General features: G+C 62.5%; 18 protein-coding genes and 1 pseudogene. 9 read left to right on the top strand and 10 right to left on the bottom strand.

Annotated elements, in window-relative coordinates; all coding sequences use genetic code 11:
* Positions 1-170: 170 nt before the first annotated feature.
* Positions 171-248: pseudogene (locus ACILSQ_RS26370) on the bottom strand (phosphotransferase); the annotation flags it as partial.
* 59 nt (positions 249-307) lie between these two features.
* Here ACILSQ_RS26370 and ACILSQ_RS26365 point away from each other — a divergent pair.
* Positions 308-712 (top strand): hypothetical protein, encoded by a 405-nt coding sequence (locus tag ACILSQ_RS26365; protein WP_395746680.1) that lies wholly within the window; start codon positions 308-310, stop codon positions 710-712.
* An 88-nt stretch (positions 713-800) separates the two neighbouring features.
* Here ACILSQ_RS26365 and ACILSQ_RS26360 read toward each other — a convergent pair whose 3' ends face one another.
* A complete protein-coding gene (locus ACILSQ_RS26360; RefSeq protein ID WP_395746679.1) occupies positions 801-1,094 on the bottom strand; it encodes a hypothetical protein in 294 nt (97 codons plus the stop codon).
* Positions 1,095-1,349: 255 nt separating this feature from the next.
* On the opposite strand from ACILSQ_RS26360, the gene ACILSQ_RS26355 reads away from it, so the two are divergent.
* Positions 1,350-1,724 (top strand): hypothetical protein, encoded by a 375-nt coding sequence (locus ACILSQ_RS26355; RefSeq protein WP_395746678.1) that lies wholly within the window; start codon positions 1,350-1,352, stop codon positions 1,722-1,724.
* A gap of 245 nt (positions 1,725-1,969) precedes the next feature.
* On the opposite strand, the gene ACILSQ_RS26350 is transcribed toward ACILSQ_RS26355, so the two are convergent.
* The 3 genes from ACILSQ_RS26350 to ACILSQ_RS26340 all read right to left on the bottom strand — a co-directional run bounded on the left by ACILSQ_RS26350 (position 1,970) and on the right by ACILSQ_RS26340 (position 4,023).
* Complete coding sequence (locus ACILSQ_RS26350; RefSeq protein ID WP_395746677.1) at positions 1,970-2,290, bottom strand: hypothetical protein; 321 nt, start codon at positions 2,288-2,290, stop codon at positions 1,970-1,972.
* A gap of 305 nt (positions 2,291-2,595) precedes the next feature.
* Positions 2,596-3,246 (bottom strand): XAC2610-related protein, encoded by a 651-nt coding sequence (locus tag ACILSQ_RS26345; RefSeq protein ID WP_395746676.1) that lies wholly within the window; start codon positions 3,244-3,246, stop codon positions 2,596-2,598.
* Positions 3,247-3,570: 324 nt separating this feature from the next.
* Complete coding sequence (locus ACILSQ_RS26340) at positions 3,571-4,023, bottom strand: DUF2846 domain-containing protein (RefSeq protein WP_395746675.1); 453 nt, start codon at positions 4,021-4,023, stop codon at positions 3,571-3,573.
* Between the two features lie 274 nt (positions 4,024-4,297).
* Here ACILSQ_RS26340 and ACILSQ_RS26335 point away from each other — a divergent pair, with 274 nt between their 5' ends.
* Positions 4,298-4,735: a hypothetical protein gene (locus ACILSQ_RS26335; RefSeq protein WP_395746674.1), complete on the top strand. Its 438-nt coding sequence runs from the start codon at positions 4,298-4,300 to the stop codon at positions 4,733-4,735.
* Positions 4,736-4,809: 74 nt separating this feature from the next.
* Here ACILSQ_RS26335 and ACILSQ_RS26330 read toward each other — a convergent pair whose 3' ends face one another.
* From ACILSQ_RS26330 to ACILSQ_RS26320, 3 genes are all read right to left on the bottom strand, one after another.
* Positions 4,810-5,805, bottom strand: a complete 996-nt coding sequence (locus ACILSQ_RS26330) for a metallophosphoesterase (protein WP_395746673.1) — start codon at positions 5,803-5,805, stop codon at positions 4,810-4,812.
* A gap of 261 nt (positions 5,806-6,066) precedes the next feature.
* Positions 6,067-6,495: a hypothetical protein gene (locus ACILSQ_RS26325; RefSeq protein WP_395746672.1), complete on the bottom strand. Its 429-nt coding sequence runs from the start codon at positions 6,493-6,495 to the stop codon at positions 6,067-6,069.
* A 397-nt stretch (positions 6,496-6,892) separates the two neighbouring features.
* Positions 6,893-8,308 carry a DUF1552 domain-containing protein gene (locus ACILSQ_RS26320; RefSeq protein ID WP_395746671.1) on the bottom strand — a complete coding sequence of 472 codons (1,416 nt, stop codon included), beginning with the start codon at positions 8,306-8,308 and terminating at the stop codon, positions 6,893-6,895.
* A 366-nt stretch (positions 8,309-8,674) separates the two neighbouring features.
* Between ACILSQ_RS26320 and ACILSQ_RS26315 the strand changes: the two genes are divergently transcribed.
* A complete protein-coding gene (locus tag ACILSQ_RS26315; protein WP_395746670.1) occupies positions 8,675-10,111 on the top strand; it encodes a tetratricopeptide repeat protein in 1,437 nt (478 codons plus the stop codon).
* Positions 10,112-10,121: 10 nt separating this feature from the next.
* Here the strand turns inward: ACILSQ_RS26315 and ACILSQ_RS26310 are convergent, their stop codons facing one another.
* Positions 10,122-10,841 (bottom strand): hypothetical protein, encoded by a 720-nt coding sequence (locus ACILSQ_RS26310; RefSeq protein WP_395746669.1) that lies wholly within the window; start codon positions 10,839-10,841, stop codon positions 10,122-10,124.
* A 135-nt stretch (positions 10,842-10,976) separates the two neighbouring features.
* Here ACILSQ_RS26310 and ACILSQ_RS26305 point away from each other — a divergent pair, with 135 nt between their 5' ends.
* The 4 genes from ACILSQ_RS26305 (at position 10,977) to ACILSQ_RS26290 (ending at position 18,035) form a co-directional block, all read left to right on the top strand.
* Positions 10,977-13,715, top strand: a complete 2,739-nt coding sequence (locus tag ACILSQ_RS26305) for a DUF1592 domain-containing protein (RefSeq protein WP_395746668.1) — start codon at positions 10,977-10,979, stop codon at positions 13,713-13,715.
* Positions 13,712-14,959: a DUF1552 domain-containing protein gene (locus ACILSQ_RS26300; protein ID WP_395746667.1), complete on the top strand. Its 1,248-nt coding sequence runs from the start codon at positions 13,712-13,714 to the stop codon at positions 14,957-14,959. Before ACILSQ_RS26305 ends, ACILSQ_RS26300 begins: the two co-directional genes overlap by 4 nt.
* A gap of 97 nt (positions 14,960-15,056) precedes the next feature.
* A complete protein-coding gene (locus ACILSQ_RS26295; protein ID WP_395746666.1) occupies positions 15,057-15,800 on the top strand; it encodes a hypothetical protein in 744 nt (247 codons plus the stop codon).
* A 366-nt stretch (positions 15,801-16,166) separates the two neighbouring features.
* On the top strand, positions 16,167-18,035 hold the full coding sequence (locus ACILSQ_RS26290) for a hypothetical protein (RefSeq protein WP_395746665.1): 1,869 nt from the start codon (positions 16,167-16,169) through the stop codon (positions 18,033-18,035).
* Between the two features lie 132 nt (positions 18,036-18,167).
* Here ACILSQ_RS26290 and ACILSQ_RS26285 read toward each other — a convergent pair whose 3' ends face one another.
* Positions 18,168-20,750, bottom strand: a complete 2,583-nt coding sequence (locus ACILSQ_RS26285) for a DUF1592 domain-containing protein (RefSeq protein ID WP_395746664.1) — start codon at positions 20,748-20,750, stop codon at positions 18,168-18,170.
* A gap of 426 nt (positions 20,751-21,176) precedes the next feature.
* Between ACILSQ_RS26285 and ACILSQ_RS26280 the strand changes: the two genes are divergently transcribed.
* Entirely contained in the window at positions 21,177-21,425 is a 249-nt protein-coding gene (locus ACILSQ_RS26280; protein ID WP_395746663.1) for a DUF2934 domain-containing protein, read from the top strand.
* Positions 21,426-21,438 lie beyond the last annotated feature (13 nt).

The following is a 21,438-nucleotide window of genomic DNA, read 5'->3' as shown; positions in this document are numbered from 1 at the left end:
CGCTGTATATCGCGCGAAAAGCCAGATTTGGACGCGGCAGACACAAGAGAGGTTCAATCTGAATATTCACCCCAGCAGCGCCCCGGCCCCAGTCCCCCGAGCCCGCCCCCGAGCCCGCCCCCTGCACCCCCACTCGCCAGCATCCACCATCCACCATCCACCATCCACCATCCAGCATCCAGCATCCAGCATCCAGCATCTAGCATCCAGCATCCAGCATCCAGCATCCAGCATCCAGCATCCAGCATCAAAATCATAGACGCACGCCCCTGCCCTGCCGCGATGCCATTGAAAAAGGACCCTCAGCATGAAAACCACGTCATCACCCCAGCGCGAGGCCACCGCCGCAGACTCCTCCGCCCCCGCGGCAGACCGCCCGGCCACCGCGCAGGACCGCGAAACACCACGCCCCACCGTGCTCGAAGACCCGGACGCCAAGCCGCTGCTGGCCGAGGACGAACTGGGCAATCTGCCGCTGCCGCCGGAGATCGTCTCCCCGCGCCTGGCGGAGCTGGAAACCTGGGACGCCCCTGCGCAGGAGTCCGGCTACCGCGTACCCCCGCAGCCCCCCGAAGATGAGGCCACGTATCCCGAAATCCTCACCGAAGAAGGCGCCGATGAAGCCGAGGAAGAACTGCGCGCCATTGAGGAGGACGAAGAAAAGCTCATGGAACGCGAGGAGCTGGAGGAAGAAGACGCCAGCGACCAATGAGCCCGGCGCGCATCCGGAAGACGGCGCGCGCGGAGCCTGCACCGGCATGCAGGCGGCAAACCGAAGAAAGAAGAACAAGCGCCAGGACTCAGCGAAGCTGCCCGGTGGCGATGGCCTGCTGCACGGCGGTGCGCGGAGAATGCACCGGTGGAAGATTCAAAATGGCCACGTGGCGGTTCCCACCGTCCTCGTCCTTCCAGCTCCAGGCATAGGCCTTGGTGGCTGTGGGGTGACCGTGGAGCGCGAAGGTGTCCACCGCTCCTTTCCACAGGGTTTCACCATCCATTTCTTCATGGATGTAACCTGTGGTCTGATGCTCGCAAGGACACCCGTGCGCGGCTTCGATGGCTTTTTGCAGAGACTGAAGATAGGCAGATGGCATGGCTCAGGCCGCAGCCCTCCGCGCGCGTTGAGAGGCTGTCCAATAGAGGGTTGTCATGCCCGCCACAGTTTGATGTGCGGCGGCAGTTGCCATGCGTTTCATGCGAATCAGAATCGCATGCACTAGGCCGATGGATTATCTCTATTTGGCTCATCCTATTATAAAGATATGGCTTACTTGAGGTAAAATGACCGGTGTGAGTTTTTTAAATGGCGTTTGCATGCGACCGCCTGCGGCTTATCTCTCCAGGCGACCATGCACGCACCGCCTCATTTCGAGCAGGCCGAGGACCATGCCGTTTTACGCCTGCGCGGCAGCATGGTGCTGGCCGAAGTGGTGGATCTCATCACCGATGCCATCGTCTTTGCACGCGCCACAGGCATGCACCGCCTGCTGGTGGCGATGACGGAGGTGACAGGCGTGAAAACTCCGGGCCTGGCCGCGCGCTACGCCTTCATCCGCGAATGGGCGCGCGTGTCCGGCGGCCTGGTGCGCATGGCGGTGGCGGTGCCCCTGCAGATGCTGGACAACCGCAAGTTCGGCGTGACCGTGGCCGCGAACGCCGGCATGGCCGCCAACGTCTTTGCCGATGAGCATGAGGCGCTGGAGTGGCTGATGGGAGATGAATGAGCGTGCAGCGCGGCTGCAAAGGACGCCCCGGGCGCGCGGCCCGGCAGACACCTGCAAGATCACTCCCAGCTCCCGTCAGGTCGCAAACACGAGCATTCAGGACGGCGCGCGCCAGTGCGCAGGGCGGCAGTGCGCGCCTAGGCTCTGCGTGGCCGCCCGGCATTGCGAAATGCTGCGGGCTCGGACGGCCCGCGCTCCCAAACACGCCGGACCCGCCATGCATCCTCCGGTTTTCAAACGCCGCCTTAAATGACCTTGAACGCATGCTCGACGCACATGATCAGCGCCAGCGCGAAACCACCGACGAGAATGCCGGCCTGCAAAATCCGCAGGCCGCGCTGCAGGCGCTCCCAGCCTTCCTCAAAGGACCACAGCCATTCGCCCAGGATCGTGAGCGAGAAGGCGATCAGCGCCAGGAATCCGAAGTCCGCCGTGATCTTCCACAACGAGCGGTGCATCGCCTTCCCCAGGATCTCCAGCGTCTCCTTCCCGGAGATCCACGTGCTGATGACACAAAGAGCAAGGCCGATGACACGGCCGATGGCGGCTGGCTGCTGAAAGAGCATGAGGAAACAAAAAGAACCGGGGGGATCGTGAAAAAGGTGGAGGAACAAAGCCGTGCGAAAAAAAGAAACGCCCGTCATTGAACATCGGACGGCGCGAAGTGCACGGTGAAAAAGCGGGCGTGGCCCCTCGCTGCCGCACCCCAGTCTGATCACCGCCTCACGCACGGCACGCCGCAGCCCCATGGAGCGCGGGCCCTCCGAGCCCGCAGCAGGTGGCAGACACCCGCCAGCCCCGAGCCCTCCCCCACCCGGTGGCAAACCCCACCACGCCGAGGAGCCGCAGCGAGGCGGGTGAATGTGCCACCTCACGGCCCCTCGCGGCTGTAAAAGCGCCGGATGCGCCCGCCAGGAAGATAGACGGTGGTGACGATGTACGTGTCCAGCTCCGAGGCATGCGGCAGGATGTCGCGAAAACTTTCCGCGCCCGCCTTCTGCACGGTGCGCAGGAGCACCAGGCGCCCGTGCTGGAAGCGATAGCTCGCGCCGCCAGCCGTAGGCCCGCCGCGCCAGTACCTGGAGAAGATGCCGGTGCTGGGATCGTAGTCCGCCACGCCGCTCTCATCAAAGTCGCGCCGCCTCACAAACTGATGCCTGCCGGGATGGTAGAAGAAGAAGTGCCGGATGTGATTCACGGCCGTGCCGGAGGCATCGAGAACGCTGAAGTCGTTGTAGCCATCCTCATCGTAGTCGGCGGATTCAAAGACGCGGTCGGGGTGCGCGGGATCGATGTCCATGCTGTTCTCCGCGCCGCCTTCGCACTCAATCACCTGCGCGGGCAGGTGAAACGCCGAAAACGAAATGACCAGCCGCCGCACCAACGGCCCGCCATCCGTCTCCAGATGGATCGTGGCATTCGCCCGCCGTACGCGGAAGGTGAAATCCGCCGGCGCGGCCTCCCCCGCGGCACCGAGTGCAACCGGAAACAGCAGGACGAGAAAAGGGAGAAGGCGCCTCATAAAAACCGAGAACCGAGAACAGAGAACCGAGAACAGAGAACAGAGAACAGAGAACAGCACTCAACACTCAATGCCGCGTAGCAGCCCAGACGTTTCCAGCAAAGATCAACCACGGAATGCGCGGAATACACGGAAATTTGGGTTCCGCTTTGAGTTTTGGCTCCGTGTCTTCCTTGGTTTCCAGCGCCCATTCCGGGATCCATAGTCTGCGCCTTCCATTCGCACCTCCCGTTTGAATCCTCCCCTCATCTCCTCTAGGGTTTTCCGTGTCCTCCGGGGTTGAAAAAGAGCCCGTGAAAGGGCTGAAACGACACCCGGAAAAACCTACTGGTAGGTGTTGGCGGCGGCGCGCTGTGAGCCCAGCACCCTGCGCCGGCCCTCCGCGTCTGAGATGCTTTGAATATTGGCGCGTCCTTTGACCCACCCCATGCTGACACTCACCTCAAGAAAGTAGTTCCTGCCAGGCTGAACGGTCAGGGTCGTCTGCTGCACATTCTCCGCCGAGGTGACGATGATCGTGTGCTGGCCGGGCGGAACGCTGAGGAGTTGATACGTGTTGGCCGCGAGTGCGCCGGTGACGCGCCCGTCCAGAATGGTCTGAAATACCAGCGCCGAGCCGACACCCAGGCCGCGCGCCACGTAAATGCTGGCCCTTCCACGCTGGGGCGAGAACTGCTTGCCCTCGGCATCGGCCGCCGCGGAGGCCATCGGCACGGAGGCACAATTCGCCAGGAGAAGGCTGCAAAGGGCAATGGCTGCGAGCTTCAGATGTTTCATGGCTGTCTCCTTCGTTTCTTTTGGCTGCCTGACACTGCGGAGTCATAAAAGGACCGGCCTTCACCTGCAATAAACGTCCGCGCGGCATCCCCATCCCGGATCAAGAACCGCGCAACGGAGCACAAGTGATGCAGCCGCCCCAAACGGGGACCCGGAGGTGGAAAGCCAGAAGCAGAAGACCGCCGCCCCCCAGGGCCTGCGCATGAATGGAGCGCCTGAGCATGAGGAGTAGAATTTGGCGTCTTGGAATGCTTCCGCTGTACAAAATGCCATCATGGATGACGAAGGGCAGCGCCGAAACTTCAACCGTTTCAACTATTTCAACTATTTCAACGCCTGGGCATACGCGCACAGTCCGCCAGGTGGGAAGTCATACCACGCATTGTTAAATACGGGTCTATTCTCTTCGCTTCAGCCCCAAAGGGGCGATGGAGTCCAGCCCAGGGCGCCGCGAGGAACGAGCAAGCCCTGGGTCACCCTTCATGCGCAAGCCCTGGCCGCTCCCCGCATTTTGAATTGCCTGCGGGGTGCATCCTCAGATCGTCTGGGCGTCGATGCCATCGCTACCCTGGGACCTTTGCTTTTTGGCTGGATTTTGGACGACCTATGCGCCGGCATCGGCTGCGTGGTGCTGTGGCTGTGGCGCGGGCGGCCCTACGACCTGCCAGACGAATGGCGCCGCCTGCGCACTCTGCGCGCCAGTGCGCCATGAACAGCGGCGGCAGCACGAGTTTCCTCGGCGCGTCAGCCCTTGCTTCCGCCATAGGGCTGCGGCGCCCGAGCTCCTTACAGAATCACCACTTTGCCCTCGGGCGTTTTGCTGAAGGCGTGCAGCACTTGGCCATCGGTGTCCACATGGCGCAGCGTGAGCCTTTGCGGGCTCAGCTCCAGATGGGTGAAGCCCTGCACTTTCTGGCTGAAGCGCCCGCGTTTTTTCGGATCCTTCTGGATGTCCGTAAGGCCGGTGCCGCCGGCTCCTGACACCACAAAGGAGGTGGGATGCGAGTCGAGCTCCAGGTGCTGCAGGTCGTGGTCGTGCCCGCACAGATAAAGATGGACGCCATGCTGGCGGAAGAGCGGCTCCCAGGCCTCGATGAGCGTGCTGCTGTCTCCATGCACGCCGTTCGAGTACAGCGGGTGATGCGCGAGGACGATGAGAAAGGGCGTGGTGCGCGGACGTGCCAGCTCGGCCTTCAGCCAGGCGAGCTGCGCGGCCTTTTCCTCCTCCTTGAGCCCGCCTTTGCCCTTCTGCGGTTTGCGGTAGTTGCTGTCCAGCACCAGGAAGGTGGCGGACGGAAGGTCAAAGCGGTACCACTTCGCGGGCAGAGTCCAGCGCGTGCCGCCCTTCGCCGCGTAGGCTAGCTGATCGTCCGGCTTGCTCGCAGGCTCCTCGTGGTAATCATGATTTCCCAGCATGGCGTAGCAGGGGCAGTCAAAGGCGCTGCGCGGGTACATCTCTTCAAACTGCGTGCGCCAGCGCGGGCAGCTCACCCCGCCTTCAAAGGGCCCGTAGAAGTTGTCCCCGAGCATCAGCAGCGCGGAAGTGCGGAGCGCCTTGTCCCTGGTGTAAGACTGCATGGCCTGCGCGACCGCCCGCTGCCGGTCCAGACTGCGGTCAGCGCCCCAATCACCGATGGCGAGGAGGTGCTGCGCCTCCGCAATCGCACCGGGTGCAGGCACTGCCGCGGCCGCCGCGCTGGAATGCCCCGGCCATGTGGCCGAGGACAAAGCGCTGAAAGCAAAAGTCTGACGAAGGAAACGGCGGCGGGTGGTGGTGGTCATGGTACGGAGACAATGGGTACAGTAAAAACGTCCTCAAGCGTACTTCATTCCCCCAAGTCGTCCGCCCTTGACAGCCACATTTTCTAACCGTTAATAAAAAGTTACGCACTCGGCAGCTTTCGCCACCGAGTGCGCTTCTTATCCAGCATCCGCTATTGCGCGTCCTACGAGACTTGCACTCGCGCCCTCCGCCTTGAAGAGCCACCTTCAAGGCGTTGTGCTTTCTGTCCTACACCACGGCCTGCGCGGGCACTGGAAAATTTAGCCGCCATAAGAGGCCCTCCCTTTCTGCGTGAGATCCCAGAGAGCATTGGCGTTCGTGAAAGTTCCCTTCTCGTCCTTTTCCCTCACAAGCATCGCCCTCAACGAATTTGCATTTTTTACAGGATGCCCTCTTTTTTTCATTTCTTGGAATAAAGACGGAAGCGACACCCCCTCCCCATTGTCCAAAATCACCCTCGCTGCTGCTGCTGCTTTTTTGAGCGAAGCGAAATCGACCGTGAACAAAGACTGCGAAGAGTTTTTCTCAGGAGACGCGCCGCCCCCTAACTCTGACTGAATCGCAGCCACCTCCTGCTTCAACGCCTCGTATTTCGCGAGGACCTCCAGCTTGCGTGCCAAATCTTCCATCTTGGCCTTAATGGCCGCCTTGGTGGCTGCATAATTTTCGCTGGCGAAATCTGTATCCATGGGTTGCTGAGGGGTATATACCCCTCGGACACAACCTGGCAAGCGGTATTATATATATGTGAGGTGCTCGGAGTTGGGAAAACCAAAGTCGGTACCAAGGTGTTCATATGAACGTGGTACCTAGGTACCCCCCCCCGCCTAAGTGATGCGAACAAGGAACTAGGTGGTTCTCATACACACCGAAGTGCGATGGCAGTCACTGATATACCCCAGCAAACAAGAGCATGACTTGATCGTGCGGTGATAGGGCTGCGCTTTGAGGAACACACAGAACCCGAAACGGGCCTCACCAGAGCCGGCAAAAGCCGCTACTACAATGCGAAGAACCGGAGCGCTTCCCCTGCTCCACCAACTTTAAACTTTAAACTTTAAACCTGAAACCTGTCACTCCGATTGCTTACACCTTCATCTCCCCGATCTGCTTCGTCGCAATCCCGATGGGCTTGTCCAGCGGGACGCCGATGCAGGAGAGCATGGTGGTGAGGAGGTCTCCCTGGTTTCCCTTGGTGTCGGGGAGGAAGCGGCCGGTCTTCACCGTGCCGCCGGCTTTTCCGGCGAGGATGAAGGGGAGGTTTTCGCGGCTGTGCTTGTTCCCATCCTCCAGGCCGGAGCCCCAGAGCATGAGGCAGTTGTCCAGCAGGGTGCCGCCGCCTTCCTTCAGGCTGTGCATCTTCTTCACCATGTAGGCAAACTGGTCGATGTTGAACTTGGTGATGGCGGCCACCTTGCCCACTTTGTCCGCCTGGTTGTTGTGGTGCGTCTGCGAGTGGTGCTCGTCCTTGAAGCCGAGCTCGGGATACGAGACGCCGTTCGGTGTGGAGCCGATGTAGGTGCTCACACGCGTGGTGTCGGTCTGAAAAGCGAGCACGTTGAGATCGCACATCACCTGCATGTACTCGCTGCGCTTGTCGCCCACGGGGATCTTGATCTCGATGGGCGGTGAGTCGCTGCCGCGGTGGCGGCTGGGGGCCAGGCCGGATTTTTCCAGCGCGGCCTCCTTCTGCCGGAACTCGATGGCGGCGATGCGGCGCTCCACGGCGCGCACGCTGTCGAGGTACTCATCCAGCTTGTGCTGATCGTCCTGCGGGAGCTGCTTTCTCAAGTCTTTGGCGCCGGTGATGACGAGGTCCAGCATGCTGCGGTCCAGCGCCTGCGCCTTCTGCGCGGCAGGTGAGGCGACGGCGCCCGCAGCAGTGCCGCCCTGATTGAAGAGGCGGTTCAGCACGCTGCGCGGATTGATCTCCGCGGGCATGGCCTGCGTGGGTGAGCGAAAGCTGCAGTGCGAGTAGTAGCCTTCATTGAGCCCTTCCTGGTTCTCCTTGTGCGTCTGCGGCATGGTGGCCAGCTCCAGCGAGGGCAGCGCGGTGAGCGCGCCGATGTAGTTGGCGGCGATTTGATCGGCAGAGATGGAAATGTTGATGCGGTTGCGCTGGCGCGCGTCCGGCAGCTGCGCGGTGAGCCAGGTGCTGAGCTCCAGCGCATGCGGCGCGCCATTGAACGGCGCAATGGGGATTCCTCCGATGCCTTTCATCATGAGGCACTCGCTCAAAATGGGGCGCAGGCTCTCCAGCGCCGGCGGCGGCGCGGTGAGAAAGCTCTCCGCCGTGGCCGGCCAGAACTGATCCATGATGACCCCATGCGGCATGTACATGAAGCCGATGCGCACCGGCGGCTTTGCAGCGCCGGCTGCCGCTGCCGCAGCGCCTTTCTTCGCCGTCTCCGCCCAGCCCATGACTTCGAGCAGCGGCAGAGCCAGCGTGGCGCCAAAGCCGCGCAGGCAGGTGCGGCGGGAGATGAGAGGTGTGCGGATCATGGGGATGCGGAATGACGAAATCAGAATGATGAATGAGGAATGACGTATGCGGAGCGCGGAAATCGTCCTCGTACTCCTACTCGAACTCGTCCTCGATTCTATCGCGAGGATCATGCGTTGAATCAGTGGCTAGTAGCCAGTGAATCAGTGCGAGGCTGCCGGGAACCGCACTCGGAGAGTGCGGACCACTCCGCGGTGGGCAGCGTGAGCCCGCCCAGGGCTAACGGATGCTCTGGAGATACATGACCGAATGGCGCGGAGGGTGCATGGGGCCGGGCGCTCAGGGCTTCTCTCAGGCTTTGTGGCTTGCCTTTCGTTCCTGCCTTTCTTTTAATCCCGGCACCTGTTCCGTGCGGGGTTCTTTTCATGCATTCTTCGCTGTTTTCATCCGCCCACGTCCGTGCATGCGCCGCCGCATGCTCCCTGGCCCTGCTCGTGCTGAGTGCCGCGCTGGGCGGCGGAAATGCGCATGCGGAGGAGAAAGCCGCACCACCGCCAGATTACGCCGCCGTCATGGCGCTGAAGACGGCGGAAAAGTACGCCGAAGCAGAAACCGCCGCGCAGGCTCTGGTGAAGGCGCGCACGCAGGCCCAGGGTGCGGAGGCCCGGGAGACGCTGCAGGCGCGCATCCTGCTGGCGGAGATCCTCCGCAAACAGGTGCGCGAGGCGGAGGCGGAGAAGCAGCTGCAGGCCCTGCTGCCGGTGGTCACACGCATCTGTGGCGCGGAAGACCGCGAAACGCTGCGCTGCCAGTCCGCCCTCATCGGCGCTGCAGGCAGCCAGGGCCGCTATGCGCAGGCGGTGGAGAAGCTGCCAGCTTTGATCGCCCTCCAGACCCGCGTGCTGGGGCCGGAGGATCTGGAGACGGTCAGCTCACGGAGGCGCCTGGCTGCGGCGCTGCTCAGCCAGGGAAATCTGGCGGCCGCTGAAGAAGAAGCCCGCCAGGTGCTGCCCGTTTGCACGCGCTCACTCGGGGCTGAAAGCAGGGACACCCTGGAGACGCGCCTGCTCCTGGCGGAGATCCTCATCCAGCGAAGCAGCCACGCAGAGGCGGAAACGCTGCTGCAGGAGCTCCTGCCGCTGGTCACCCGCGTGGTGGGTGCGGAGAGCCGCATCACCCTGCGCTGTGAGTCTGACATCACCAATACCTTGTTCCTCCAGGAGAAATACCGGGAGGCCGAGGAAAAATGCCGCGCCCTCATCACCACGGAGACACGCGTGCTCGGCGCGGAGTCCTGGCAGACTTTGAATGACCGCGCCACCCTGGGGGCGATCCTGTGCCGTGAGGAAAAGTGGGATGAGGCGGAAGCCCACCTGCAGAAGCTGCTGCCGGTGACGACACGAGTTTACGGCCCGGAGCATCCCAACCTGGTGAACATCCAGTCCACCCTGGCCGAAGTCTGGTTCTACAGCAGCAAATACGAGCAGGCGGAAAAGCAGCTCCGTCTGGTGATCCCCATGCAGGCGCGCATGCATGGGCCCGAGTCTGAAAGAACGCTGTGGTCCCGCATCGCGCTGGCCCGTGTTTTGTCAGGCATGGAAAAGCACGCCGAGGCAGAGCAGGAATTCCTGCAGGTGCTGCCGCTCTATGAGCACGCGTTCGGCGCCGAGCACCTGGACACCCTCAGCACCTGCTACAGCCTGGCCCTGTGCCTGATGGAGCAGGACAAAATGGCCGAGGCCCTGACCTACGCCAGACGCGCCCGCGCCGGCTACCTCAAGACACTGGGCAAAGACCACCCGACCACCCGCACCGCCGCGAAGCTGGTCAAGCACCTCACCCAGCTCACAGACAAGGCCTGACGCGCTTTTCTCATGCGGGCGGTCCGCTCCGGCGAGGCAGGGCGGCCAGCACCGGCAGTCCCAGGGACAAAATGAGAAAAGGGATGAGGTAGCCGCTTTTCAGCGCGTGGATGAGGTCCGCCCCACCGCGCTGATCGAAAAAACTGCGCACGAAGATGGCGAGCGGCCAGCTCAGATAAAACAGTCCCGTGGAGACCAGCACGGGGAAGGGCTTGACCGGCACGCCAAAGCCCCGGCACAAGACCGAGAAGCCCAGCGGCACCAGCCCCCACACCACCGGGGCCAGCATGACCAGCATGTGCCGGCGCTGCTCCCCCAGAAGGAGGTCCCCGCGGCCCAGATCCAGAATGGCCCACAGTGCCGAAGGGCCGCTGGCAAAGAAGTAAAACACGAGCCGCCGCATGCCCATGTAGCCGACCACCGAAAACACCACCAATGCCACCGCAAAGGCCCCGCGCCGCCGCACGCGCGCGACCACCCACACCCAGAGAGCAAAGGCCAGCAGTCCCACAGGCACCGCACGGTGAAAGTACTCCGCCCACCGCATCCCTGCCCAGCCGCCGCGTATTTCCACCTCCGCACGCCAGCCCAGTCCGGCGCAGAGGGCGATGAGCAGCAGCCACCCCAGCGGCGGCAGAGGCAGGCGGCCCGCAGGAGGCCTGCCTGCCGCGCCCTGAGCTGGCGCTGGCACTGCATAGGCGGTCCGCTCCGGCGGGCGTTCCTCACGCATGTCTGGCTGCATGGGGAAGCTTTTAAAGCAACGTCCCTGGCGGCGGCAAGGCGAATGTCCGCGTAGAAAGAAAGAAGGCGGCGAATGGGCCAGGTCGCAGTTGCAACCGTGCCTCCCGATGGCAATGAAGGCGGGATGAGACTCGCGGTATGCATCGCTCTTCTTCAGTCCGCGGCCTGCGCCGCAGATTTCACGGGCTTTGTGGACACCTACTGCATCGAATGCCACGACAGCGAGGCCAGGAAGGGCGGCCTGGATCTCTCCCGCTTTCGCGATGAGGGCGCGGTGCTGAAGGACCGCGCGGTCTGGCGCACGGTGTTTGAAAAGGTGGAGTCGCAGCAGATGCCGCCGCCGAAGCGGAAGACCCAGCCCTCCAGCGCGGAGCGGGAAAAACTGCTGGGGTGGATCATGCACATCGCTGCGCAGCCAGATCCCGCGCTCGGCGCGCCGGATCCAGGCAAGCCCGTGCTGCGGCGTCTCACACGCCTGGAGTACAACAACTCCATCCGCGATCTTTTTGAGCTGCCCCTGGACGTCTTCATGTTCGCGGAGCGCCTGCCCGTTGACCCCAGGCACTTCGACCCCTCTGCGCAGACGCTGGGCCAGCGCCTGAAGGTGCCGGTGCGTGAGCCGGGCCTGAAGTACGCCGTGCTGCTGCCCGAGGCGGGCCTGCCAGGAGACAACCGCGCGGAGCATGGCTTTTCCAATCGTGGCGAGGCGATGAACCTCTCCCCGCTGCTGCTGGAGCGCTATCTGGAAACGGCACGCGCCGTGACTCACAGTGCCAAGCTGCCGGTGCTGAGCGCACGCTTTGCAGCCATGATCGCCGACCCCCGCGTACCGCGCCGCGCCCTCCCGCTGAGCTTTCAGGAGGAAGGGAAAGGGGCCACGGCAGATGCGGCTCCGGACTTCGCGCCGAACTTCAATGTGCCTGACGAGGCGCGCGAGGGAGATGTGATGATGACCACCTACCAGCACCGCTTTGGCGTGCGCGCCAGCGTGGCCGAAGGCGCCGCCGGGGTGTGGGATGCGAAGGCGCGGGACCAGGTGCTGGCGGCCGGCACCAGCCTGGGCCTGCGCTTTGGGCTGAAGCAGGAGAAGACCCTCGTCATCACCCCGCGCGAGGAGCTGTGGATCGCGGGCTTTTCCACAGCGGCGGAGACTTCAGGCGAATCTCTCTTCACCAACCATGTGAAGGACGCGAAGCAGCTCCACCTGGATCTGCGCGTGGATGGCGGAGCCGTGGGCGAAGGCGTGGTGGAGGCAGGGCTATGCGCGCTGAGCCGCAAAGGAGAGTCCGGCGTGATCGCCATCACCGCCACCTTCACGGATGGCAGCACGGCATCCCTGAAGCACACGCTGAAAAAGGGAGATGGTGTGGGCAATACTTTCTTCGGCTTCCGCGCACCGCCAGGCATGCACATCGTGGCGCTGAACCTCGATGGCACGGGCTTCAGCGGCGGCTACGCCTTGTTTGACGATCTGGGCTTCATCACCGGCCTGGTGGCGGGCGCAAAACCGGAGGCGGCCGAAGTGAACCGCATGTCTGACCGCGCTGTGCGAAAGGTCGCGTATGAGCGGCTGGCGGACTTTGCATCCCGGGCGTACCGGCGGGCGGTCACCGGCGCGGACGTGGACCGCCTGGTGGATGTGTACGACGCTGCGCGGAAGCAGTCTGGCAGCTTTGAGGAAGGCATGAAGGAGGCCGTGGCCGCGGCGCTGACGGCGCCGGACTTTCTCTACCTCTCCGCGGCGGGCGCAGGCCGCGGGGCGGTGCGTGTGCTCACGGAGGAGGAGCTGGCCACGCGCCTCTCCTACTTCCTCTGGTCCGCGCCGCCGGATGAAAAGCTGCGCGCGGCGGCGGGTCGCGGCGGGCTGCAGACCTATGAGCAACTGGACGCGCACATTCATCGCATGCTGCACGACCCCCGCGTGCGGGAGCTGGGGGAATCCTTTGCCGTGCAGTGGCTGCGGCTGGACCAGCTCACCACGGCCAAGCCGGACCCCAGGCTCTTCAGCGCTTTCTACAGCGGCGCGAAAAACAAGACCACGCTCCATGGCGCCATGCTGGTGGAGGCGCTGCTGCTGTTTGAAACCACGCTGGTGGAGGACCGCAGCATTCTGGACTTCATCGCGGCGGACTACACCTGGCTGAACCCCGGCCTCGCGCGCCTGTATCACCTGGAGTCCCTGCTGCCCGCCGACGTGCTGAAAAAGAATGCCGGGGACGACAGCACGCTGGTCACCGCCAAAAATGACAGTCAGTGGTGCCGCGTGAAGCTGCCCAAGGGCGCGCGCGGCGGCTTCATCACCATGGCAGGGCCGCTCACCGTCACCTCCCTGCCGGTGCGCACCAGCCCGGTGAAGCGCGGCGCATGGCTGCTGGAGACGATCTTCAACCGCCCGCCGCAGGAGCCCAAGGTGGCCTTTGTGCTCAAGGACGATGACAAAACCATCAACACCACGCAGAGCGTGCGCCAGCGCTTTGAGGCGCACCGCAGCCAGGATGCCTGCTTCTCCTGCCATGTGCGTCTGGATCCCCCCGGCTTCGCCTTGGAGCGCTTTGACGCGGTGGGCCGCTGGCGTGACACGGATGCCGGGCAGCCTGTGGATGCGCGCGGTGTGTGGTCTGGCACCGCCTTTGACGGGCCTGCCGAATACAAGGCCCTGCTGGCAAAGCAGCCGCATGAGTTTGTGCGCGGATTCATCGAGCACCTGCTCAGCTATGCCCTGTGCCGTGAACTGGAGATTTATGACATGCCGGTGGTCGAAAAGATCGAGCGCGCCGCCGCGGCGCAAAACTACAGGCTCAGCGTCATTCTCTTTGAGATCGCCCGCTCCTACCCCTTCACCCACACCCGCAGCGTACCATGATGCACCGCCGCCATTTCCTCCGCTCCGCCGGAGTCACGCTGGGCCTGCCGTTTTTTGAGAGTCTCGGCAGGGCCGCCGCCGCGCCCGCACCGCCGTCGCGCTTTGCCTTCATCTACACGCCCAACGGCTACTGCCAGAGTGCGCTGCTGCCGCGCACCCTGCCCGCAGGCCTGGGCCCGCTGCCCTCCACGCCCACGCTGGGGCCGCTGGCGCAGGTGAAGGACCACGTCACGCTCATCACGGGGCTGGACCGGCAGTTTGTGCCGGGCACCGGCGTGCACGCGCAGTGCGGGTCCTGCTGGCTCAGCTCATCCCCGCCGCAGGAGTCGCTGGACGGCGGCTTCCCCACCAATACCACGCTGGACCACATCCTTGCACGTCAGGTGGGGCAGGAGACGGTGCTGCCCTCGCTGGAGCTGAGCACCAACGACTTTGCGGACAACAAGGAGACGAAGTACTACGAGTGCATCTCCTGGTACGGCCCTGGCTACGCGGCCAATGCGGAGAAAAATCCGCGCGCCGTGTTTCAGCGCCTGTTTGGCCGCGGCCAGGGCGGCCCGGCCCGCAGCATTCTGGATGCCGTGCTGGACAGCGCACGTTCTTTGCAGAAGCGGCTGGGCGGCGACGACCGCGCCAAGCTGGCCGAGTACCTGGAAAGCGTGCGCGCCACGGAGCAGCGCATCCAGCGCGCGGAGGCCGCGGCCAGGCGCCTGCGCAAGCCGCCGCTGCCGGAGCCCGCAGGCATCCCGGAGAAGCGCGGCGACTACCTCCGCCTCATGGCGGACCTGTTTGTGCATGCGTTTCAAAACGATCTCACCCGCGTGGCCACGCTCATGATCGACCCGGAGCGCTGGGACAGCCCGCGCATGTACCATGACCTCTTCGACAAGCCGCAGAACCATCATGTGCTGACTCATACCAGCGGCACGGAGGCGCGGGAGAAGCTCGTGCAGATCGACCGCTTTCACATGGAGTTCTATGCCCATGTGGTGCAGCGGCTCTCCCAGTCGGGCCTTTTGGAAAGCACGACCCTGGTGATGGGCAGCGGCATCAGCGACGGCGACAAACACGACTACACCGACCTCCAGGTGCTCATCGCCGGCGGCGGCTGGCGGCGCGGCCACCTGCACTACGAAGGCAGGCGCCCCCTGGCCAACCTCTGGCTCACCCTCGCCCAAAGCACCGGCCTGCCGCTGGAGCGTTTCGCAGACAGCACGGCCACCCTCGGAGAGCTGGCAGGATGAGCCCGGCGCAGGCCGTCTGGTGCAGTCGCTGTGAATCTCCCGGGAAAGTGAAAGCTGGCGCTGTCATTGTGCCGCCGGTCTGATAAAATGCTTTCGCATGCACATTGAGACGCCTAAAGGGCCGGTGGAGATTCTTGCACCTGGGGCAGGTCTGTTGCGCAGCATCCGCGATCTCCTGCCCTTCGGCGCGGTCCAGTTTTCACAGCCGCAGAATGGCGCGCGCTTTGGGCTGGTGATGCAGTGCGGCGCGCAGGAGGTCTTCTGCATCAAGCAGCAGCCGGTGGAGCTGGAGCGCGAAGGGGCGGAGCAGTGGATGAAGATCCAGCATTGGATGATCGCCGATGCCTGCTGCCGCTATGTGAAGCACGGCTTCTCCGGCGCCTACCTCGCCGCAGCCTACCTGCGCCAGCGTGACAACGGACTGTGGGAGCCCGGCGTGGCGCATTTTGTATTTCCCTCGCCGGCCGGCATGGAGTCTCAGGAGTTTCCCTTCGGCGTGGCGTTTGACAATCAGTTCGGCCATGGGGCCACCGTCATGTTTGAGCACTTCGCGCGGGATTTCATGGCGGTGTTCCGGGCCTCCCCCATCCAGCCGCCGAATTACTTCGGACTGGATGTGCGTCCCCGGCTGCACCTGCAGTCCCTTGGCATGTACTTCATGGTCGTGGGGCCGCACATTCTGTGCGTGCGTCCGGAACTGCGAGCGAAGGAAGACATGGCCTGGGCCATCTTCGCCGCAGGCGGCGTGGACCGCATCTATCACCTGCCATCCCTGCCGATGACGATCAGCCCGGAAGACCTGAAGATAGCCAAAGGACCGGCGGATGCCCCCGAGGGATAGGGTGTCGTCAGGCAAGGCCTTTTGACAATTTATCTCTCCAGCTCCGCAAGCCAGCAAGCTTGGTCAGGCGTTCCGGGCACGGTAGCCTGCAAGGGGGCAAGACAGGTGTATTTCCACACGCAATTCATTGTTTTTCAAGGAAACCCAGCGCACTCATGAGACCCTCGAATACAAATCACCGGAAAATAAAACAGCAAGTTTCTTGCGTAGGGATTCAGAACAGGTATGATTAAAATAGGTCAACAGAGCCTCTCGTATCGAGGTGACCGCGAGCTATAGGGCGAGGATAACCGGCTTTGCCAACTTTCCGAACCCTCAATTTAGGTGGTGTGTTCTACGGAGCACGCCACCTTTTTGTTTAATTGCATGCACCATCCACCACCTTCTCTGCTTACCAAAGAGCGCGAAGCAACAGCATTCCTTGCGTTACGTTGGAACGAGCTGTTTGGGAAACACACGATCGATTCCTTTCAGGCGCGGCTCTGCAACCTGCCCGTCCTAGTGGCAGAGATCCAAACTATTTGTGAACATACGTCAAAGCGTTCCGTGTGGGCGCAGTATCTCCCGCCTCTGCAACGGGAACTGAAGTCGCAAATCGAGTCCATACATGGTCGTGGTTGGTTGGAACCATTCGATCATTGGCATCTTGAACAACTATCTAACGCGAAAACCAGCGCCGAAGGCCTGCGTTTGGCACGACTGTTACTTATCGAAAATAAATTCAAGACACGATATGAGCAAAGGATCTTCGATGAAGCACTGATGGCGGCACAGCGCCTGCCGAGGTCAAAACAGGGGGCAGATACCGTCCTTAACCAACTCGCTACAATCGCTCTTTGTTCCGAGAATGAGAACCATGTCGAGGCCAACGGAGAACACCCGGATGCGCTAACCGATGCAGATCATGCCCTGGGAAGATTGGCAACCATTGTTTTACAATCCGGCGGGTGGGAGAGCGGCCAAGAAATGCGGTTAATAACCGCGGAATCCCTTGATAAACAACCTGCGGATTGGATGACAGCTTTGCTCCAATCGATGCGAGCTCCCCCGTGTGAATATATTTGTGGCATTGAGGTTCAGTTGATACCCCATCTGGGGTTTAGGAGGCTACAGACTGTATTTGAAGCCGCTGGGTTTCATGTGACCGGCACCGAGCAATGGTCACAACTGCACCTGAATCCTGGCAATCTGTTTGTGAAGGGAAATTACCTTAGCACTTCGCCTAATCGAGCACTGGACCAGCATTTGAGAAAATGCAAGCCTGTGGTCGACATGCTTTCGTTCTACTTGGCCAACAATGCTGCCACGTCGTTGCCTCAACAAGGATGGGTCGGATCTAGCGATGAGGCGCTTGTTTTGACAGAGAGCTCTCTTCAACCAGGCAACGTTCTCGTTAAAGCTCATGCAGAGGCAGATTCTTTGGTAATTCATGCCTTGAACGCACATGACGGAAAGCGTTTCGATGACAGTGTCAGCAGCGCCTTGGATCTTCATTGCACGGCAATGCAGGCACTGGACACTCGAACTCGATTTCTCAATTTATGGTCAGCTTTGGAATGCATGAGTTCGTTGATTGATGGCGACAACCTCTCGGTCTTTGATCGTGTTAAGGAATTGGTCGTGCCGATCGTCACTTGGAGAAAGCTCGACAAAATATCGCGTTACTGCGCCATTAACCTTCGTTTTTGGAACCAGCGGACCAAGAATGTTCGTTTTCCTTCGGAACACCTTCCAAATTCAACAATGAGGAATATCCCAAGTGAAGATGTTTTTGTAGCTCTTTGTCGCCCAGATAGCCACCCAGGCATTACGACTTTGTTAAATATGGCTGGTGATCATTGCCTGCTGCGGCATCGCATTTTCCAAGCGTGGAAAGAATTTCACGACCCGAGGGCTCTTCATAAGGATATAGAGCATTCCCAAATGTCATTGGAATGGCATCTGGCTCGAATCTATCGGGCTCGTAATCTGCTCGTACATTATGGCATCGAAACGCCGCTTCTTTTTCTTCTCTGTGAGAATCTCCACTATTGTGTATCAACCGTTTTGTCGCGCATCATTCACGGATTATCACAACACCCACCATGGACTCCAAAAGATGCGGTGCAACATTGGAGAATGATGGGGGAATACACGCTCGCCATGTTGCATAGCAGCCCACATCACTTGACTCTCTCTCATGTTTTACCCAATCCTCACGAGACAATGATACATATTCGTCCTTGGAGCACCTGAATTACGGTTTCGCCTTGCTTATCAATGGATGTTTGCCAAAACGCAGAACAAAAAATCATGGACGCAGTTCTTGAACCTCCTGATCGCCGCTATAAACGGCTGCTTTTTTGAACCCATTGCGGCGCACCCAGGCTACTTTTTTGCAGCGGGCTTTGCAGGCGCGGGACTCGCCGCCCCCACCACCTCCACCACCCGCCGGTTCATAAACGGATAACTGGTCACAATCGCGGTGATCAGGGGCTGCAGGCGGTAGTTGTCCGGGGCGAGGCTTTGCAGGAGTTCGTCGATGACGATCTCATCATACCCTTCGAGCTGGCGGCACAGGGCGTAGGCGAGGAGTTTTTCGGTGAGGTTGCGGGCGAGGTCGGTCTTGCGGGCGGCGATGATGGCTTTGAGCTCGGCGGGCGTGCTGAAGCGCTTGCCGCCGGGCAGCTCGCCGGCGGCGTCGATGGGGCCGCCGGTGTCGTCCTGCGCGCGCCAGCGGCCGATGGCGTCGAAGTTTTCCAGACCGAAGCCGATGGGGTCGAGGATCTTGTGGCAATTCGCGCAGACGACGTTGGTGCGGTGCAGCTCGGTGCGCTGGCGCAGCGTCAGGCTGGCGATTTTCTTTTTGTCCTGCTTTTCCAGCGTGGGCACGTTCGGCGGGGCGGGCGGGATGTGCTCGCCCAGGATCTGCTCCAGCACCCACACGCCGCGCTTCACGGGGCTGGTGCGGTTCGGAAACGAAGTGGTGGCAAGGATGCCGGGCATGCCGAGGATGCCGCCGCGGTTTGCGTCTGTAAAATACACGCGGCGGAATCTGGAGCCGGTGAGGGGCGGCTGGCCGGTGGGCGGTGAAGCATTAGCCGGTGAAGCGGTGGGCGGTGGGGCAGATGCGGCGGCGGCGGGGGTGGAAGGGGCGGCGCTGGCACTGGTCTGCGCTTTCTTTTTGGCTTCTTTTTCGGCCTCGCGTTTGAGGCGGTTTTTTTCGAAGATGAGATCGTAGCCTTTCATGCGGGGCGCCTGCTCCGGCGGGATGTTGTGGGCGTAGAGCTTGAGCAGGTCTTCGTTCACATAGGTGAAGTCCGCGGTGATGAAGGTGGTGACGGGCGCGTTTGAACGGATGAGTTCGCTGAAGAAGAGGCGGGCTTCATCGTACATGGCCTGCCGCAGCGCGGGGGTCATCTGCGGAAATTTCGTGGTGTCAAAGGTCTTGTCCGCGAGATCCGCCAGGCCCAGCCACTGCGCGCCGAAGCCGTCGAAGAGCGCGCGGGCGCGGTCGTCGCTCAGCATGCGCTGCACCTGCGCGCCCAGGGTGGCGGGGTCGTGCAGCTTCCCCTGGTCGGCCAGGGTGGCCAGCTCGGCATCTGGCAGGGTGGCCCAGAGGAGGTAGGAGAGGCGGGAGGCGAGCATCCAGTCATCCAGCGGCACGATCTCGCTGCCCGCGGGCGCCTCCGCAGCAGGCGTGATGTAGAGAAACTGCGGGGAGACGAGCGCCGCCTTCAGCATGAGGCGCAGCGCATCATCAAAGGAGAGCTGGTTTTTCGTCGCTAGGTCAAAGACACTCAGCAGCACCTCGATCTCCGGCGCGGTGGGCGGGCGGCGGAACGTGCTGCGGGCGATCTTCTGCGCGATGCCGCGCGCGGCGGCGCGCACCTCCGCGGCCGTGGCGCCGGCGGGGGGCGCGGAGTTCAGGCCAAAGAGGCGTGCGCGCGTGTCGATCTGATACGGAGTGGCGGGCCCTCCGGGCGGCGCGATGGCGCGGCTCACCGCCTCATTGGCAATGCCCAGATACTGCTCCATCTGCAAAGGCGAGAGCGTATTGAGGTAGCCCTCGCCGGGCACTTCATCCGGCAGCTCTTTGACGATGTCCGCGGGCACGCCCAGGAGATCGTGCAAAGTATTGCCGTACTCGGTCTTGGTGAGGCGGCGGATGACGAAGGCGCCGGGGTCCTTTGGGCTGAGGTATTTCAGGCGGCCCACCCAGGCCATGAAGGTCTCGCGCTCGGCATCGGTGGGCTGTTTGTCCGCGTCGTCCGGCGGCATGTCGTGCGCGTTCACCGTGGCCAGTCCCATTTTCCAGCGGCGGGTGTGGGCGGGGTCGGAGGGGTTTTTGAGCGCGGGTGCGAAGTTCACGCCGCCTTTCATGCGCCGGTCTCCGTGGCACTCGAAGCAGTAGGTTTTGATGAAGGGGGAGATGTGTTCCTTGAAGGTTTTCTGCACTTCGGCGGCGATGGCCGGGGAATCCGTGGCAGCCGGGGATGCAGCGCTCACGGGCGCGGCAGCCGCGGCCACCGCCGGCTTCCTCGGCTGTGCGCCTGCCTTTGGCGAAGCAGGAGCAGCGGCGGTGGCGGTCGCGGAAGGCAAGACCGTGGTAGGAGCTGGTATGGCGGCGGGCTTCGCAGGCGCGGCCGTGGTCGCTGCCGGAGGAGCGCCAGGCTTTGCGGGCGCGCCCGGCTTGGGCGCGGAGGGAGCCGCCTTCGCTGCGGTCGCGGGAGCAGGGGCAGGCGCGGGACCTGCCTTGCCGGGAGTGGCCGCCGGTTTTGCGGGCGTCTTCCCCGGCGCGGGCGGAGACACGGCAGGCTTTGCAGGCATCGCTCCAGTGGCAGCGGCAGCGGGCTTTCCTGGCGGCGGCGCGGTGGGAGTTTGCGCAGGCGCGGAATGCAGGGCGCTGAGCGCGCAGCTCAGCAGCAGGATGGCACGGCGGAGGGCATGCCGGGAAAAACGTGGGGGCATCAGAGGGCTTTTTTGCTTCAAAAGGGGGGATCAGAGTTACGGAATGGCGGCGGCGGGTTTATCGGGGGATGAAGGGGGGATGGGGCATTTATGATTTATGATTTATGATTTATGATTTATGATTTGGGAGGGGAGCCGGGGGGAGGATGTTCACAAAACAAGCCGCGTTCACGCATCCGTGAACATGGCCTGTTTCATGAACAGGGTCCAATCCCGTGCTCTCCCCCTCCGTTCCCCATCCAGGCTTCGACACCGCGCCGCGCCAGGGCGCAGGCGCACGCTCCTCCTCGGCCTTTTTGCCCACGCATGCTGCCAGCTCGTGCCGGTGCTGGCCTCAGCCTCCACGCCGTCAAAAAAAGTACGGCAGAGGCGTGCCTCCGCCTTAATCCTTACACCCGTTCCCTTGTGGCCTGCGATTTGACGTGCATGAGCACCTCCCACCTGCATCCGCATCAGCACATTCATGCCCAGTCGGCGCCGCTGATGGGCGCCCCTTCTGACAGCGCGCCGCTGGCCGCAGCTCCGGCCACGCCTCCGGCCGCATCCGTGCCGCTGGAGCGCATCGCCGCGAAAGCCTACGACATCTGGCTGGCCAAAGGCTGCCCCGAGCGCTGCGATCTGGAGCACTGGGAGGCCGCCAGGCAGGAGCTGACCCGCACGCAGATGATGACTTGAGAGGGCGCATTTT

The sequence above is a fragment of the Prosthecobacter sp. genome (genome assembly GCF_044227185.1).
Lineage (GTDB): Bacteria > Verrucomicrobiota > Verrucomicrobiia > Verrucomicrobiales > Verrucomicrobiaceae > Prosthecobacter.
Note: the sequence above shows the minus strand (reverse complement) of the source record. Positions and strands in the feature narration are given on the sequence as shown.

Coding starts and splice junctions, on each gene's coding strand:
- ACILSQ_RS26340 (WP_395746675.1), bottom strand. CDS start 4,023: ATGAAACATCTGAAGCTCGCAGCCATTGCCCTTTGCAGCCTTCTCCTG.
- ACILSQ_RS26285 (WP_395746664.1), bottom strand. CDS start 20,750: ATGCCCCCACGTTTTTCCCGGCATGCCCTCCGCCGTGCCATCCTGCTG.
- ACILSQ_RS26325 (WP_395746672.1), bottom strand. CDS start 6,495: ATGGATACAGATTTCGCCAGCGAAAATTATGCAGCCACCAAGGCGGCC.
- ACILSQ_RS26335 (WP_395746674.1), top strand. CDS start 4,298: ATGGATGACGAAGGGCAGCGCCGAAACTTCAACCGTTTCAACTATTTC.
- ACILSQ_RS26365 (WP_395746680.1), top strand. CDS start 308: ATGAAAACCACGTCATCACCCCAGCGCGAGGCCACCGCCGCAGACTCC.
- ACILSQ_RS26310 (WP_395746669.1), bottom strand. CDS start 10,841: ATGCGTGAGGAACGCCCGCCGGAGCGGACCGCCTATGCAGTGCCAGCG.
- ACILSQ_RS26320 (WP_395746671.1), bottom strand. CDS start 8,308: ATGATCCGCACACCTCTCATCTCCCGCCGCACCTGCCTGCGCGGCTTT.
- ACILSQ_RS26345 (WP_395746676.1), bottom strand. CDS start 3,246: ATGAGGCGCCTTCTCCCTTTTCTCGTCCTGCTGTTTCCGGTTGCACTC.
- ACILSQ_RS26330 (WP_395746673.1), bottom strand. CDS start 5,805: ATGACCACCACCACCCGCCGCCGTTTCCTTCGTCAGACTTTTGCTTTC.
- ACILSQ_RS26360 (WP_395746679.1), bottom strand. CDS start 1,094: ATGCCATCTGCCTATCTTCAGTCTCTGCAAAAAGCCATCGAAGCCGCG.
- ACILSQ_RS26355 (WP_395746678.1), top strand. CDS start 1,350: ATGCACGCACCGCCTCATTTCGAGCAGGCCGAGGACCATGCCGTTTTA.
- ACILSQ_RS26315 (WP_395746670.1), top strand. CDS start 8,675: ATGCATTCTTCGCTGTTTTCATCCGCCCACGTCCGTGCATGCGCCGCC.
- ACILSQ_RS26290 (WP_395746665.1), top strand. CDS start 16,167: ATGCACCATCCACCACCTTCTCTGCTTACCAAAGAGCGCGAAGCAACA.
- ACILSQ_RS26350 (WP_395746677.1), bottom strand. CDS start 2,290: ATGCTCTTTCAGCAGCCAGCCGCCATCGGCCGTGTCATCGGCCTTGCT.
- ACILSQ_RS26300 (WP_395746667.1), top strand. CDS start 13,712: ATGATGCACCGCCGCCATTTCCTCCGCTCCGCCGGAGTCACGCTGGGC.
- ACILSQ_RS26280 (WP_395746663.1), top strand. CDS start 21,177: ATGAGCACCTCCCACCTGCATCCGCATCAGCACATTCATGCCCAGTCG.
- ACILSQ_RS26295 (WP_395746666.1), top strand. CDS start 15,057: ATGCACATTGAGACGCCTAAAGGGCCGGTGGAGATTCTTGCACCTGGG.
- ACILSQ_RS26305 (WP_395746668.1), top strand. CDS start 10,977: ATGAGACTCGCGGTATGCATCGCTCTTCTTCAGTCCGCGGCCTGCGCC.